This window comes from Solimicrobium silvestre, from assembly GCF_002976435.1.
GTDB lineage: Bacteria > Pseudomonadota > Gammaproteobacteria > Burkholderiales > Burkholderiaceae_D > Solimicrobium > Solimicrobium silvestre.
Window position 1 is genome coordinate 95714 of the sequence record NZ_PUGF01000011.1, and the last position, 16437, is coordinate 112150.

Below are 16437 nucleotides of genomic sequence, written 5' to 3' on the forward strand. Positions count from 1 at the left end.
TAAATTTATGATAAAAAAAGAATTATTCAGAGAAGTCGCTGTAAATCGTCTGTCTTCACCAGAGCAATTAGACAGTTTATTGCAGGTGACGACTGTCAAAGGTTGGGCTGCGCTGGCTGGCATTATCCTGTTTCTGGTTACGATTGGAGGTTGGTCGGTGTTTGGTAAATTGCCGACTAAACTGGTAGGGGATCAATGCATTCTTGTGAACAGTGGCGGAGTCAATATTTTGACGACATCGGTGAGCGGTCGTTTATCCGATCTGGCCGTTGAAGCGGGCGATGTGGTCACACGCGGGCAAATTATCGGGCGACTTGAACAGTACGATATGCTGCAAAAAATCAATGCGAATGAGGCGCACTTGAGTGAAGCCGCTCTGCAATATAAGCAGACCCTGATGCTGGCACAACAGGGCGCCAAATTACGTGAAGTCACCATGGCAGCACAAAGTAATAACCTCAATGATCAGTTAGCAGCAAACAGCCAAAAAATGAAACTGTTAAACGAGCGCATTGAGACGCAAAAATCCTTATATGACCAAGGGCTAATCACCAAGAAAACCTTGATCGATTCCCAATTGGAATTGACTTCAACTGAATTGGAAGCCGAAACCATCCGCACCCAGATTAAGCAATTGGAAGTTACCCGGTTGGACAATAAAAAACAAAGTGACAATGAGATATTGCAGGTAAAAAATCAGTTGGAGGAATTGCAGCGCAATGTCGCGGCCATGGTCAGGGAAAATAAAGGTTCTACATCCATTGTTAGCCCTTATGCGGGCAAAGTTGTCGAGGTAAAAGCAGTGGAAGGGCAATTGGTTGAACGTGGTACACCGCTGCTTAGCGTTGAGTCTGATGGTGCGGACACCAATGAACTTGAAGCCTATATTTATTTGCCTGCTTCAGATGGGAAAAAAATCAATAGAGGCATGAAGGTTGAAATTAGCCCTAGCACCGCCAGACGTGAAGAATTTGGATTTTTACCCGCTAATATTTCTTCGGTGGCGAATTTTCCATCCAGCGACCTGGGTTTGATGCGGGTGTTTGGGAATGAAAAGATTGTGCAGCAGTTATCTGGAACGCATGCGCCAATTCAAATTCGGGTTTCCCTAAAACCATCGGGGAGTAATTTCAGTCATTATGAATGGTCAACACGCAGAGGGCCGCAATTCTTGATTCAAAGCGGCACCATGTGTTCAGCCAACATTACATTGTCTGAACAAAGGCCGATTGAGATATTAATTCCTATCCTGAAAAAAACCATCGGGTTTGACTGAAGACTATGATCAATTTCCGACAGTTAGCAATGACATTGCGCACCAAATTTAGCAAGCAACGCAGCAAAACGCCGCTTATCTTTCAATTAGAAGCGGTTGAGTGCGGTGCCGCATCGTTGGCAATGATTTTGGCGCATTACAAAAAATATTTATCGCTGGAAGAATTGCGTGTGTCTTGTGGCGTTTCACGCAACGGTAGTCGAGCCAGTCATATAGTCAATGCGGCGCGCAAATACGGTTTGCTGGCTACCGGCTTTCGAAAAGAGCCTGCCGAGTTGCGCACTATGTCGCTGCCCATGATTATTTTTTGGAACTTTAACCATTTCGTCGTGGTGGATGGATTTGAAGGCGATACGGTTCTGGTTAATGACCCTGGTTTAGGTCGCCGACGAATTGATGCGGAAGAATTTGATCAGTCGTTTACCGGTATTGTGCTGGCGTTTGAGAAGGGGCCGGCATTTGTCCCATCGGGTCGACCTCCTAATTTGTTTCGCTCATTGAGACAACGTTTGGGGGGAACGCGGCAAGGGTTGATCTATTTGATACTGATTGGTTTGTCGTTGGTCATTCCGGGTTTGGTGATCCCGATTTTTAGTTCCGTGTTCATTGATCGGGTGTTGATCGGAGGCTTGCAGAGTTGGTTGTTTCCTTTACTAAGCGGTATGTTGCTGACTTCGGTTTTGTTGGCGTTGCTGACCTGGTTGCAAAAATATTACCTGATTAAGCTGGATGCCAAGATTGCACTGAGTACGTCGGCTCGTTTTTTTTGGCATGTATTGCGCTTGCCTGTCGGCTTTTATCAGCAACGCTCGGCAGGGGATATCGGATCCAGGTTGGCGATTAGTGAGCGGATAGCGAATATTTTGTCGGAAGATCTGGTCGGTGCAGTATTGAGTTTGATGACAGCCACTTTTTTTGCTTCGATGATGCTGTTTTATGACGTGAGCATGACGCTGGTTACGGTGGCTGTTGTTCTGTTGAATGTTGTCGTCATGCGTTTTGTCGCGGTGCGTCAAATCGAATTAAATCAGCGTATGGCGATTGATCGCGGCAAGGTTATCGGTACGTCGATGAATGGGTTGAGACTAATAGAAACGCTCAAAGCTTCCGGCTCTGAATCGGATTTTTTTACACGCTGGGCTGGTTATCAGGCGCGGTTAACGAATTCGATGCAGCAGATGAATCGTACCTCTATTATTTTGAACCTGATTCCCAAGTTCTTGACGGGGGTGAGCTCGATATTCATTCTGGGTATCGGTGGGATGCGTGTCATGCAAGGCGGGATGAGTATCGGGATGTTGGTTGCATTTCAGGCGCTGGCGCAAAGTTTTGTTAATCCGGTGAATGCCTTGGTTGCGTTGTCGGGGAAAATGCAGGGCTTTCAGGGCGATATGGACCGGCTCGATGATGTGATGCGGAGCCCGGTTGAAAATATCACTGCGGTTGAGGAAAATGCCGAAAATCTGCTTTGCGCCAAATTGGAAGGGCACCTGGAATTACGCAATGTAACTTTTGGGTATAGCCGTCTTGAACCACCGCTTTTAAAAAATTTCAGTTTAACGCTGCAACCGGGGCAACGGATCGCTTTGGTGGGTGCTTCCGGCTGTGGGAAATCCACCGTGTCAAAATTAGTGATTGGTTTATGTGAGCCGTGGGAGGGCAGTATTTTATTTGATGGCAAACCCCGTAACGCATGGCCGCGTCAACAATTATTAAATTCAGTGGCGGCGGTTGATCAGGATATTTGCATTTTTTCCGGTACGGTTCGAGAAAATCTGAATATGTGGGATACGACGATTCCGCACAAGGTGGTGGTAGATGCTGCCCGGGATGCTTGTGTTCATGATGTCATCTCAAGCCGACCCGGCGGCTACGACAGCGTGGTGGCAGAAGGTGGCGGTAATTTTAGCGGCGGACAACGTCAGCGTTTGGAAATTGCACGCGCATTAAGTTCTAATCCACGGCTACTGATTTTAGATGAAGCAACCAGCGCCTTGGATCCACTTACCGAAAAAATCGTTGAAAATAATTTGAGGCGGCGCGGTTGCAGTTGTCTGGTTGTGGCGCATCGTTTAAGTGCAATTCGTGATTGTGATGAAATTATTCTTCTCGACAAAGGCGTGGTAATGGAGCGTGGGTCTCACCAGGATTTAATCGAATTAAACGGCCATTATGCAAGGTTAATTTCAAATGAGTAATGAGCAAACAGATACCCTGGAAACGCCTTTAACGGCTATTTCTGAGTTAGGTAGTCTCGGTTCAGCCGGCGCTCGCCTGGTGCATGCTGATCGTTCAGTCTGGTTAGTTGAGCACGGTAGCATCGACCTGTTTATGGTGCCGCTTAATGCTGAATTAGAACCTGGTGCCAGGATCTATTTGTTTACGACTGGTGTCGGGCAATTAGTGGCTTTTCCCAGACTCGCTTCTGATCTTGGTTATGGTTTGCTGGCGGTTCCGATGGCCGATTGCCGCTATCGGGTTATAGAGCGTGATGATTTAACTCGGATGTTTGAGCAAACTGTGCAGGGATGTAATCAGTTAGCGTTGCTGGATGCTTTCGCGCATAACTTGTCATTGATTCCGCATGAAAAGCTTAGCAGCGAATGCCTATCTGTCTATCCAAATGATGAATACGTGGCAGCGGATACGGCACTAACAGTCTGCGCCGGCGCATCAGGATTATGGTTAAGTTCTGTCAGTGGGCCAATGGTTTACGCGATTCACGACGCGAGTGAACACGAACTGATGCACCTTCACGCATGCTTACCTGCGCCGATGAGTATTGCAATTCATCTTCCCACCGCGACGCAGGTACATTGTTATAGTTTGGAAGAGGCAAGGGAGCAAGGTGTTAGCCTCGATATGTTGTTGGATGGCTTGGATTCGTTATTTTTAAGCCTGATACATGCCACCATCGAGAACAAGAAAAAAAATGAAGCGGATGAGCTGTTACGTTTGCAAACCAAAACCAGCATTGATAGTCAGGCCATGTCCGATGCACTGGGTGGCTTTGCCTCTTTATTTCAAAAACAGTATCAAGAGAGTTTTTCCAGCAGCAGTAAGGATCGCTTGCTGAATGCCTGCCAGATTATTGGCAAATCCCTGAATATTACGTTTGTAGCGCCGCCGGTCGGTGGAGTGCACCGTAATTTGGTTCAGAATATCGCTAATGCGTCGCATGTACGTACCAGAGTGGTGGCGTTGAAAGGCGCATGGTGGAAAGTCGATAGTGGAGCTTTGCTGGGTTTTTTAGAGTCTGATAAAGAGCCGCTCGCTTTGATGCCGGTTCGCGGTGGTGGGTATGAAGCAGTCAATCCGGTCAGTGGTCAGCGGACTAAAGTTGATGCTCAATTTTCAGCTCAACTGGTGATTTTTGCGCATATGTTTTATACCAGTTTGCCGCATAAATCATTAATCTTAAAAGATGTCATACAGTTTATTACGCGCGGTTTTGGACGCGAATTTATAATTATTGCCGCAATTAGTTTGGTGAGCGCGGCACTTGGTATGGGCATACCGATCGCCAGTGGCGTGTTATTTGATCAGGCTTTTCCTGCGGCTGATTTTGGTCAGATGATGCAAATTCTGATGATTTTGTTTGCGACGATTTTAGTCACATTGCTCTTTGAAGTGACTCAGGCCATGGTGCTATTGCGGATTGAGGGTAAAGCCAGTTGTGATCTTCAGGCAGCTGTTTGGGATCGGGTACTAAAACTGCCCGTGCCTTTTTTTCGGGATTACTCCGCCGGTGATCTGGCCACCAGAATTAACGGTATTAACGAAATCAGGCAAGCGTTATCGGGAACGGTGATTTCGTCCATTTTGAGTAGTTTGTTTTCGGCCTTGAATGTTTGCCTGCTGTTTTATTACGATATAAAACTGGGCGTTGTTGCAATTATTTTGGTACTCGCAGCCATTGGATTTAATCTGTTAGTGGGGCGTGTTACGGCGCGCCTGACCCGCGAAGCGGCTGATAAAAACGGCAAGATTTCCGGGATGGTGCTGGAGTATTTGAACGGCATCGCTAAACTGCGTATTACTGGTGCCGAATCAAGGGCGTTCAGTAACTGGTCCACCAGTTTTGTGATGCAGCGCCGTCTGCTTATGCGTGCCTCTGGCTGGGGCAATATTGGCGGCACATTCAGTGCTGTTTTCCCTTTGCTGGCGATGATCGTTATTTTTGTCTGGATTGCGCCTGTGGCTGGAGCAGATAATCACCAACATTTAAGTACGGGCGAATTCATCGCTTTTAGTTCTACCTTCGCTATTTTTCTCGGTGCGACGATGAACCTGGTGCGTATTAGTACCGATCTACTGAATATCATGTCAACCTATGAGCGTACCCGCCCTATTATGGAAACAGTCCCGGAAGTGGATCAAAATAAAGCGTATCCGGGTGAATTGCGTGGAGCTATTGAGTTAAGTAATGTGAGTTTTTCCTACTCCCCTGATTTACCACCGGTGCTTGATGATGTGTCGTTTAGTGTTAAACCGGGTGAATTTGTAGCATTGGTTGGCGCATCAGGATCAGGTAAATCAACGCTGTTGCGACTTATGCTCGGATTTGAAACTCCCTCACAAGGTGCGATTTATTATGACGGGAAAAATCTGGGTGATATCAACATCGGCGCAGTAAGACGTCAGCTGGGCGTCGTTTTGCAAGGCGGGCAACTGATGGATGGCGATATTTTTTCGAATATCGTGGGCTCCACCACTTTGGGGAGTGATGCCGCCTGGGAAGCAGCCAAAGCCTGCGGCCTGGACCGGGATATTGAAGCAATGGCAATGGGGATGCAGACGCTGGTCAGTGATGGTGGCGGAACTTTATCGGGTGGGCAGCGCCAGCGCCTGATGATTGCAAGAGCTATCGTCAATAAACCAAAAATTATTTATTTTGATGAAGCCACCAGTGCCTTAGATAACCAGACTCAGGCCACAGTCAGCGCCAGCATGGAACAGTTAAGGGCTACCCGTATCGTTATCGCTCATCGACTAAGTACTATTATTAATGCTGACCAGATTTATGTTCTGGAAAAGGGCAGGATTGTGCAAAGCGGTTCATATGCTGTGTTGATGCAGCAAGAAGGTTTGTTTGCTGAATTGGCCAAACGCCAGACACTATAATTTTATTGGTTTCAACGAACCACATATTGGATACAACATGCGTAAGTTTTTTTTAGTATTACTGCTCATTTTGTTGTCCCTGGTTGGATGTGACAAACTCAATCTGGCGCAACAACGCGCTGAGCATCTGGCTCAACCGGGTAAGGATATTACCATTGCCGTTGCGTGGCCCATGAATTCCGCGAAAACATCGCTACTCAACGGTATTGAATTAGCTCGCACTGAAATCAATAGTAGCGGTGGTGTTTTGGGTGGGAAAAATATTACTCTTCTTGTAAAAGATGATGAAGCTTCCTTATCAAAAGGCCGGTTGGTCGCGCAAGAGATTGCCAATAACATTGATGTCGCGGCAGTCATTGGGCATCTTAATTCTTACATTACCGAGCCTGCATCACAAATATATGAACAGGCTGGATTATTGATGATTACACCAGGAGCAAGTGGACAGAAAATGTTTGAAGATGGTGGGAAATTAATCTTCAGAAGCCTACCGGGTAACCGCGAACAGGCACGCCAGATTGGCGACTATGCAGTATCGCAAGGGTATAAGCGAATTGCTATCTATTACATTAAAAATGAATACGGTATTGACCTCGCCAATTTTTTTGAGCAACGCGCCAATGAGCTCGGCATCAATGTGGTAGATCGTCGTTCCTATAATATGAATGCCGATAATCATGCCGCTATTTTTAAGGATTGGGCTTTATTTTTAAAAATGGACGCCATATTTTTAATTGGCTCATTACCGGAAAGCGGGCAAATATTGCGTGAAGCACGTGCGGCAGGAATTACGGTACCCATTTTTGGCGGGCATGGAATGGATTCGGCAGACTTAATTAAACTAGGTGGAAAAAGTGCCGAAGGAACTGTGGTGTTTTCCCTTTTTAACATTGTAGATCCGCGCCCCGAGGTTCAAAGTTTTGTCGAGCGCTATCAGAAACGATTTGGTGTGGAGCCAGACAGCAGTGCTGCGGCAGGTTACGACACGCTTAAATTGGTGGCGCATGCCATTGATGTCGCACATAGTGAAGTACCTGCCAAAACGGCTGAAGCCATGCGCGCTACTAAAAACTGGTCCGGTGTAACCGGCATGTATACCTTCAACGAAAAGGGCGATTTGGTCGGGAAGCGTTTGGCCAAGGCTGAAGTAAATCAGGGTAAATTCGTTTATTTTGAAATAACGCCACCGCGTACTGTTACTACCTGGCCTACTGCTGATTGAAAAAATAAAAATTTCAGAAAGTCTGGGAAGCAGATAACATCACTCTCATGCCAGCTCAAGCATTGCCTCGAATTGCTCAAGCGGGACAGGTTTTCCAAACAAATAACCTTGGTATGCGTAACAACCTCTTAAATTAAGAAACTCACGCTGCTCTTCAGTTTCGACTCCTTCCGCGATGACGTTTAATCCCAATGTTTTAGCCATCGCGATGATGGTTTGCACGATGGCGGCGTCGTTGGGATCGGTGGCGATATCGCGCACAAAGGATCGGTCAATTTTGATCTGATCAAAAGGGAGCCGCTTGAGATATTGCAGTGACGAATAGCCGGTGCCAAAGTCATCCAGGGACAACTGAACGCCAATTTCTTTCAATGAATTCATGGTAACGATGGTGTCATCAACGTCTTTAAGCATCAGGCTTTCCGTCAGTTCCAATTTGAGTAGCATCGGATTAATAGCATGGAGTTGAACACAGGTTTGTACCTGACTGACAAAATCAGCCTGGCGGAATTGGTTGGCACTGACGTTTACCGCCAGAACCAGAGCCTGTGTTGACGCATCGTTTTGCCATGCTTTGATCTGGGCGCAAGCCGTGTCCAATACCCATTTTCCGATTGGTAATATCAAGCCGGTTTCTTCGGCAAGCGCAATGAATTCTCCAGGGAATACCACGCCACGCGTAGGATGCTGCCAGCGGATTAATGCTTCGGCACCGATTGGGCGGCGCGCGTTGTCCACTTGAATTTGGTAATACAACTGGAATTGCTGGCTCTCCAATGCCTTATGTAATTCGGTATCAAGCTTTGTTCGGATAGTGATCGCGTCCTGCATCTGATTGTCGAAAAAGCGCAGGGTATTGCGCCCAGCTTTTTTTGCCTGATACATGGCAATGTCGGCCTGTTTCATCAACTCGTCTTTCATCTGATCGTTACCGTCAAATAAAGTGATGCCTATGCTCGCGGTGCAAGTTAATTCATATTTATCCAACTGGTAAGGTTGACTGAGAATAGCCAGGGTTTTCTCGCCGATTAGTTCAGTTTGCGTTGCAGCTTCCATGTGGTGTTCGCTCAGATCTAGCAGCATCACCACAAACTCATCGCCGCCCATGCGGGAAACCGTATCATTTTCGCGGAAGCTGGCTTCCAGTCGCTGTGCGACTTGTTGCAGCAACAAATCGCCGGTGTCATGGCCTAGCGTATCGTTGAGATCCTTGAAATTATCTAGGTCAATAAACAGCAAAGCACCTTTTCTGCCACTACGCGCATTGGAGGTTAATGCTTGCTGAAGCCGATCAAGTAGCAAACGTCTGTTTGGTAAATTGGTCAGGTGATCGTGGAATGCAATGTACTTGATTTTTTCTTCAGCTTCCTTGCGCTCGGTGATGTCGATATACGATCCAATATAGTGCGTGATATGTCCACCGGCCCCTTTGACCGCCGAGATGGAGAGCCATTTAGGATAGATTTGCCCATTCTTGCGACGCCCCCAGATTTCTCCCTGCCATGCTCCTTTCAGTTGTATCGTTTCCCACATCTCTTTATAGAACTCGGGCGGGTGGCGTCCTGATTTAAGTAAGCGCGGTGTTTGCCCGATTATTTCCTCAGCTGAATAACCGGTATTTTCCGTAAATGCTTTGTTGACGCGCAAGATCACTTCATTGGCATCTGTGATGATCAAATTTTCTTGCGATTCAAAGGCTGTGGCGGCAATGCGCAGGTAAGCTTCGCTGTTATGCAGTACGGTATCGATAGCGCGAATGCGGGCGATGATGGTCCACGAGATGCCCACGCCAAGCAAGGTAAACAGCAGTGCAATGGTGTAGCTGAAATTACGCGAAGCATGACTGGCGGAGCGCGATATCGTCGCCAGAGTGGACGAGAACAAATTTTCTTGCTCAGTTAAATGCTGGTTAATGATGTTCGTCCTGATCATGAAGGTATGAACAGTGTCAGAGTTAATTGAGTGCGAGCTTATGTCTTGATGTAATTTTTCGGCCTCCTCATTTAATTCGGCAATCAATTTATCGCCGGTAGTCCAGGATTTGATCACCTCGGTCATGAATGAAAAATTCTGGAATCTGAGGAATAAATCACTCATGGATTCGATATCTTCAGGATGATTGCCCCCAATGAGAAAACCTTCACGCGCCATAGCCAGATCTGGATTGGGTTTTTGCAGTGCAATACGAGCCTGCAAGTCGCCGATTGGTATCTGGATTGAACGCTGGTAGTTTTGGTAATCGTTTTCGTCATGCGTTAACGCGTAATGTTCAAGACTAAGAATTGCCTCTTTTTGCGCTTTGGCCCAAACCCCCGCTCCACCGATATAGGCGCGAACAGCCATTAAGGCATTCATCTGAATTTGCATCAGGAAGGTAAGGGTAATGATCATTGCAACAAACATGGCAATGATCAGATAGACATGGCTAATCGTGGTGTTGCGCATAGCCAATTTTTTAGGCATAGGAAAAATTTGTTTTAGTGCAACTAGCGAATAGTGGTATTTTATGCCGCAGTCCGTTTGAGTCTGTTGTTAAGCCTACTTAATGGCAACGACCATATTCATGGTCATTTTGATTTGTTTTTGGCAATACTGCGTAAAATGGCTTATCTTTGTATTGTTACACTGGCACTCGCAGGTAACTGTGCTAAAAGCAGTCTAGGATATTCAAATCTGTTAAGCAAGAAGGCAAGAAAAACCTCCCGCTGAGTTTAGCGGGCGGTTTCATTTTTTCGGTCTGACTATTGCTGTGATGTCACTTCTTTTATTGACGAACTTCAATCACCACCTTGCCAAAGTGTGCCGCTTTTTCTAGATGTGTGAAGGCTTCGCGTGCCTGTAGAAAAGGAAAGATCCGATCAACGACGGGATGTATTTCGACCACGCTTAAAAATTTATTGAGGTCTTCAAACATGCTGCGGCTACCGACGAAAATGCCGGCTAATCGTTTTACTGACCCAATTAATGCCGCAGGATTAACTTCACCGCCGAAACCGCTGACACCTCCGATAATGGCAACCTTGCCACCCATTCGGGCGCTGGTAATTGAGCGTGGCAGCGTGCCTTGGCCGCCCACTTCTAATACCAGATCAACCCCTTTTCCGTCGGTTAGCCTCAAGACTTCATCTTGCCACTCAGGCGTAGTTTTATAGTTGATGGTTGCCGATGCACCCAAGCTGCGGGCGCGTTCCAGTTTTTCATCGCTGGATGACGTAATAATAGTGCGCAGACCAGCCGCTTTGGCTAGCTGTAGCGCCCAGATGGATACGCCGCCAGTGCCGAGTAGCAGTACGCTATCGCCTGCTCTTAGCCCACCTTCGACGAATAATGAATTCCATGCTGTGACGCCAGCGCAGGGTATTGTGGCGGCTTCCACGTAGGTAAGATGTTTCGGTATGGCGACTAAGGCATCTTCACTTAAGATCACTTCTTCCGCCAACATGCCATTAACAGCAGCGCCGAGTGCTCCGGCTGTATTTTGCGTCGTTGGATTACCGTTGATCCACTCTGGGAAAAACGACGCGGCAACCCGATCACCGACTTTAAAGCGCGTCACTTGCGCACCAACCGCGATAACTTCACCAGCGCCGTCGGAGCAAGGAATGACGGGGTTCTCACTGGTAACGCGGTAACTACCGTTGACGATCATTAAGTCGCGATAGTTGAGCGAAACGGCATGTATCCGCACTTGCACTTCGTGCCCAGTTGGCGCGGAAAGAGTGCGTTGAACCACTTCAAGTCCGGCGATCTGTTGACCTGCTTTAATTTGGTAAGCTTGCATTGACATCTCCTGTAAGCCGATAGGTGGATCAACATGATTGTTGCACTCACTTCGACATTGACTGCTATCATATCGTATCCAATAAATCCACAGTGGCGATATTATTTAACAAGTTTGTAGCGTAATTGGAATCAATGATGAGTGATCGTTTAAACGGTATTAGTGCTTTCGTCGAAGCGGCGGAGGCTGGCAGCTTTGCCTTGGCAGCGGAACGCATGCGACTTACCCGTTCGTCGGTGGGTAAGAGTATTGCACGATTGGAGCAACGATTGGGCGTACGGCTATTCCAGCGGACTACCCGCAGCCAGAGTCTGACGGAAGAAGGGCAAGCGTATTACGAGCGCTGTGTGCGTGCCTTGGCCGAGTTAAGTGCAGGTGCATTGGCACTCGACAGCGGTAAAGGTGAGCCGATTGGCCGTTTGCGAGTTAGCGTGCCGGTGCTGTTTGGCCGTCATTGCGCGGCGCCCGTTTTGCGGGCATTGGCACATCAGTTTCCACGGCTGGATATAGAAATATCCTTTAATGACCAGACTGTTGATCTGGTCGATGAGGGCTACGATCTGGCGATACGCATTGGCAGTTTGCCCGATAGCAGTACTCTGGTTGCACGGCGTTTGTCTAGCCAGCGCATGGTCATTTGCGCCGCACCGTCTTATCTAGCCAAATATGGAAAACCCGGCAGCGCGGACGAGCTGTCGCAGCATGTCGGCATCGCTTATGGACGCTCCGGTCGCGTCAAACCATGGTTAATGCGTGATAGTGCGGGTCAAATCCAGAAACCCCAGATTGATATCCGTTTAATGTTTGACGACTTACAGGCCATTACTGATGCCGCTATAGCCGGTGCTGGACTAGCCTGGTTGCCATGCTGGCTGATGGCAAAACATTCGCGTGCAGGTGAGCTGGAACTGGTCATGAATGACAATATGCTGGAAGTTGAAATATACGCTGTGTGGCCGAAATCGCACTATTTGCCGACTAAAACCCGGGTAGCAATTGATGCGCTGGTGGCGGAGATACCCGGAATGATTGGGCATCTTGAGCATGTTTGCGAATGAGTTATTTATTATTTTTATTTGCAGATACCCAAAAGCATAAAAATAGAGCCAAACTGGCGCTAAAACCGGGGAATATGTAAGCAGGGCAATTGTGTAAGTAACTGTGTAAAATGGCGCATCTACAGCTAAGCATGGCCTTATTGGATCTCAATGATCATCGCGAACCAACCTCTTCCAGTACTTCTTCTCATCGCTCTGGCAGGTCTATATGCCGGAATGCAAAACGCGCTGGCGGGTGGTGGTTCTTTCATCACTTTTCCAGCGTTGCTACTGGCCGGACTGAATCCGCTGGCGGCGAATATGAGTTCGACGATTGCCCTGTTCCCAAGTCAAATAACCACTGCCATAGCTGGCCGTAAAATGGTCAGTGGCGTTGGCCATCTCTCGTTTCGTAGTTTGTTTATCGTTAGCTTGATTGGTGGCGTGCTCGGAGCGTTATTGCTGCTATCTACACCGGTCAGCATTTTTACTAACTTAGTCCCTTGGCTGGTGTTATTTGCCACTGCCGCATTTGCCTGGGGCAGTTTTGGCTACCAGCCGCATTCCACAGCAACCGCGCGCCAGTTGCCGAATTCAGTGCTGTTGTTAATACAAGGCGTCATTGCAATTTATGGCGGTTACTTCGGTGGCGGAATTGGATTCTTAATGTTGGCCGCGCTGACTGTCGCCGGACAGCAAGTCCGCGCTGCCAGCGCAACTAAAAACGCATTGGCGATGACGATGAATGCGTCAGCAGTTGCTATTTTTGCATTTTCGCCAATGATTAATTGGGCGGCGGTAGTGGCGCTTGGCTTGGGAGGCGTGCTGGGCGGATTGATCGGTTCATGGTTAATCCATCGCCTGCCGGAGCGCTTGCTGCGCGGCTTTGTGGTACTGGTTGGCGTTGTGTTAACGGTGTGGTTGTTCTTGCGCTAATATTTCGAGCTGTTTGTGTCTTGTAACTAGGGTGGCTTAGCAAGCACTTGTAACAAGCAATCTGCCTTGGTTGCTATAACTCATTGATTTGTAATATAATCCATGCTTTCCGCCTTCCATTACTTTCCGTTGATTGTCTTAAAAATGCGGTGTTACCAACGCGTTGTTGGCGCTGTATTTAACTCACGGAAGGCCTGCCAAATACCATGACTGAAATTAAGTCCGAATTGAATTCTGAATTGAGCACCGAATTAAGCTCTATAACTATATCTACATCGTCTAGTGCAGAGGTCGCGGCTGATGTGCGCTTTGCCGATTTTGGTTTGTCCGATGATATTTTGCGGGCACTTTCCGATCAAGGATATGTGCATCCAACGCCGATTCAAGCCGCTGCAATTCCGGTTGTTTTAGAAGGGCGCGATGTCATGGGGGCGGCCCAAACCGGCACAGGTAAAACGGCCGGTTTCTCTTTACCGATTATTCAGTTATTGCTAGCGCACGCCAACGCAAGTGCTTCGCCTGCACGGCATCCGGTGCGCGCCCTGATTTTGACGCCGACGCGCGAGCTGGCTGATCAGGTAGCAGAAAACGTCAAAGCCTATTGCAAACATACGCCGTTGCGTAGCCTTGTTGTGTTTGGCGGTGTTGATATTGCACCGCAAACTGCTGCGTTACGAGCTGGTGTTGAAATTGTGATCGCAACGCCAGGGCGCTTGCTTGATCACGTTCAGCAAAAAACCATCAACCTGAGCCAAGTGCAAATTTTGGTGATGGATGAAGCGGATCGTATGCTGGACATGGGCTTTTTACCTGACTTGCAACGCATCATTAATTTGCTGCCTAAAGCGCGTCAAAGCTTGATGTTTTCGGCGACTTTTTCGCAAGAAATTAAAAAACTGGCAGCGACTTTTTTACGTAATCCGCTCACCATTGAAGTGGCGCGCAGTAATGCAACCGCTGAAAATGTGACCCAGATTTTGTATCAGGTTCAAGAAGAAGAAAAACGCGATGCCGTGAGTTTTATTATTCGTGAGCGTAATTTAAAGCAGGTGATCGTATTTTCAAATACCAAAATCGGCACTTCACGTTTGGCCGTGCATTTGGTTAAAACCGGCGTGAAAGCTGCGGCGATTCATGGTGATAAAACGCAACAAGAACGGATGGCTGCGTTAGAGTCATTTAAGCGTGGTGAAATTGAAGTGTTGGTCGCAACCGATGTGGCTGCACGTGGTTTGGATATTGCTGAATTACCTTGCGTAATTAACTTTGATTTACCGTACAACGCGGAAGATTATGTGCACCGGATTGGACGTACCGGTCGTGCTGGTGCTACGGGTGATGCAATTTCTTTGTTCACTGAAAAAGATGAGCGGTTATTGGCGGATATTGAAAAGCTGATTAAGCAAAAAATTGTGCGTTTGCATTTGGCTGGTTTTGTTGCTACTAAGCTTGAACCGCATGGTTTGCGTGAGCCGCGTAGTTCTGGGGCTCGTAGTTCGTCTTCTGGTAGTGCTGAGGTTAAAAATGACCGCAGAGTTGCACCGCGTTCTTATGCTTCTACACCTAAAATTGATCCTTGGTTTTTGCAACCTTATCAACCGACTGCATCGACACTTCCAGTGGCTGAAAAGCCGTCTGTTACTTCTTCATCTGGCAAGCCAGCTAAGCGGGCTGCTTTGTTGGGTGGGTTTTCTAAGAGTTAGTTTGTATGATTGCTCAGGCTTAAATTAATCAGTTATTGCGATTAAATTGAGGGCTGTTGGTCGGGGGTAGCCCGACAGCCAGTTACCTTTTTTGTGTCGCCAAAAAAGGTAACCCAAAAAAGGCGACCACGCTATTTCGGAAACCCCGATTATTTTACGAATAAATGGGAAAAGTTCGAAACTCGCTGCGCTCAAACAGCGAACCTTTCTTATCCATTTATCCGTAAAATAACCGGCCGAACTAGAAGTGGGGGTAGGTCAAAAGCAACGTCAACGGCAAAATCAACTTCAACTTCAAAAGCAACTGCAGCACAATCAAATTTCAACCAATTTAAGCTAATTTAGCTTCAATTTCTACTGTTGGCGTAATCTCTTCACGGCATTGTTTTTTACAATGCGGACATGATTTTCCTGGAATGTAATAAGGCGATAATTGTTCACGCGGCGTGACAACCGCGCGGCAGGCGTAGCATTGTTCTGTGTCGGTAGCTTCTAGTTGTGGATTGAGCGCGGTGCGGTAGTCGAAGACAAAACAATCGCCGTGATAATGATCGCCGCCGACTTCTTCAAAATACTTCAAAATCCCGCCTTCAAGCTGATACACATGTTCATAGCCGACATTTTGCATGTGGATGGCCGCTTTTTCGCAGCGTATCCCGCCGGTGCAAAACGTCACTACGGTTTTGTCGTTTAATTCATCTTTATTTGCCGCGATAACTTCGGGAAATTCGGTGAATTTTTTAATGCGGAAATCTACCGTATTGTTAAAACTGCCAACATCCACTTCAAAGTCATTACGCGTATCAACCATTACAACCGGGCGACCAGTATCGTCATGCCCTTGATCCAGCCAGCGTTTTAACGTGGTCGGTGCTACAAAAGGGGCGCGACCATCTTCCGGGCGTATTAACGGCATCCGCATGGTGATGGTTTCGGCTTTTAATTTGATCAGTAATTTGGTGAAAGGCTGGCTGTCGGAAATGCTTTCTTTGGCAACTACGTCACTAAAGCGCGGGTCAGTGTGCAACCAATCCATAAAGCCATCAATCTCATGGCGCAAACCAGCCAAGAATAAATTAATACCTTCAGGCGTAAGGAGAATGGTGCCTTTTAAATTCAGCTGTTGGCAAATGGCTAAAAATTCAGGACGTTTTTCTGCCGTATCGTTAAAAGTAATGAACTTGTACGCGGAGATGTTGATGTATTGCGGAGTGCTTGACTGCATAGTGTTCTGTAATAAAAATGGTGCCAGATTAAGAAGATAAGTCCTTGATTAGGCAGCATTATAAACGCAAAACAGTGCTTTCTAATTGAGCTAAATCAATTTACGGCTTGAACATGTATAGATTTCTATTATT

10 protein-coding genes are annotated in these 16437 nt (G+C 47.2%); 7 read left to right on the forward strand and 3 right to left on the reverse strand.

What is annotated here, in order from left to right; translation table 11 throughout:
- Positions 1–7: 7 nt before the first annotated feature.
- Genes S2091_RS12570 through S2091_RS12585 form a run of 4 tightly spaced genes read left to right on the forward strand, consistent with a single transcriptional unit; the run spans position 8 to position 7622 of the window.
- Positions 8–1276 (forward strand): NHLP bacteriocin system secretion protein, encoded by a 1269-nt coding sequence (locus tag S2091_RS12570; protein ID WP_105532286.1) that lies wholly within the window; start codon positions 8–10, stop codon positions 1274–1276.
- Positions 1277–1281: 5 nt separating this feature from the next.
- The gene (locus S2091_RS12575; protein ID WP_207769693.1) at positions 1282–3474 is read left to right on the forward strand and encodes an NHLP family bacteriocin export ABC transporter peptidase/permease/ATPase subunit; all 2193 of its coding nucleotides are present in this window, start codon (positions 1282–1284) and stop codon (positions 3472–3474) included.
- Entirely contained in the window at positions 3467–6400 is a 2934-nt protein-coding gene (locus S2091_RS12580) for an NHLP bacteriocin export ABC transporter permease/ATPase subunit (protein ID WP_105532287.1), read from the forward strand. Before S2091_RS12575 ends, S2091_RS12580 begins: the two co-directional genes overlap by 8 nt.
- 37 nt (positions 6401–6437) lie before the next feature.
- A complete protein-coding gene (locus tag S2091_RS12585; protein ID WP_105532288.1) occupies positions 6438–7622 on the forward strand; it encodes an ABC transporter substrate-binding protein in 1185 nt (394 codons plus the stop codon).
- Positions 7623–7667: 45 nt separating this feature from the next.
- Here the strand turns inward: S2091_RS12585 and S2091_RS12590 are convergent, their stop codons facing one another.
- Both S2091_RS12590 and S2091_RS12595 read right to left on the reverse strand, forming a co-directional pair.
- A complete protein-coding gene (locus S2091_RS12590) occupies positions 7668–10085 on the reverse strand; it encodes a putative bifunctional diguanylate cyclase/phosphodiesterase (RefSeq protein WP_207769694.1) in 2418 nt (805 codons plus the stop codon).
- Positions 10086–10386: 301 nt separating this feature from the next.
- Positions 10387–11403: a zinc-dependent alcohol dehydrogenase family protein gene (locus S2091_RS12595; RefSeq protein ID WP_105532289.1), complete on the reverse strand. Its 1017-nt coding sequence runs from the start codon at positions 11401–11403 to the stop codon at positions 10387–10389.
- A gap of 137 nt (positions 11404–11540) precedes the next feature.
- On the opposite strand from S2091_RS12595, the gene S2091_RS12600 reads away from it, so the two are divergent.
- The 3 genes from S2091_RS12600 to S2091_RS12610 all read left to right on the forward strand — a co-directional run bounded on the left by S2091_RS12600 (position 11541) and on the right by S2091_RS12610 (position 15079).
- On the forward strand, positions 11541–12461 hold the full coding sequence (locus S2091_RS12600) for a LysR family transcriptional regulator (protein ID WP_105532290.1): 921 nt from the start codon (positions 11541–11543) through the stop codon (positions 12459–12461).
- Between the two features lie 150 nt (positions 12462–12611).
- Complete coding sequence (locus S2091_RS12605; protein ID WP_105532291.1) at positions 12612–13376, forward strand: sulfite exporter TauE/SafE family protein; 765 nt, start codon at positions 12612–12614, stop codon at positions 13374–13376.
- A gap of 206 nt (positions 13377–13582) precedes the next feature.
- Positions 13583–15079, forward strand: coding sequence for a DEAD/DEAH box helicase (locus S2091_RS12610; RefSeq protein WP_207769695.1), 1497 nt, complete (start codon positions 13583–13585; stop codon positions 15077–15079).
- Between the two features lie 331 nt (positions 15080–15410).
- Here S2091_RS12610 and S2091_RS12615 read toward each other — a convergent pair whose 3' ends face one another.
- Positions 15411–16304, reverse strand: a complete 894-nt coding sequence (locus tag S2091_RS12615; protein WP_105532292.1) for a sulfurtransferase — start codon at positions 16302–16304, stop codon at positions 15411–15413.
- Between the last annotated feature and the right edge of the window lie 133 nt (positions 16305–16437).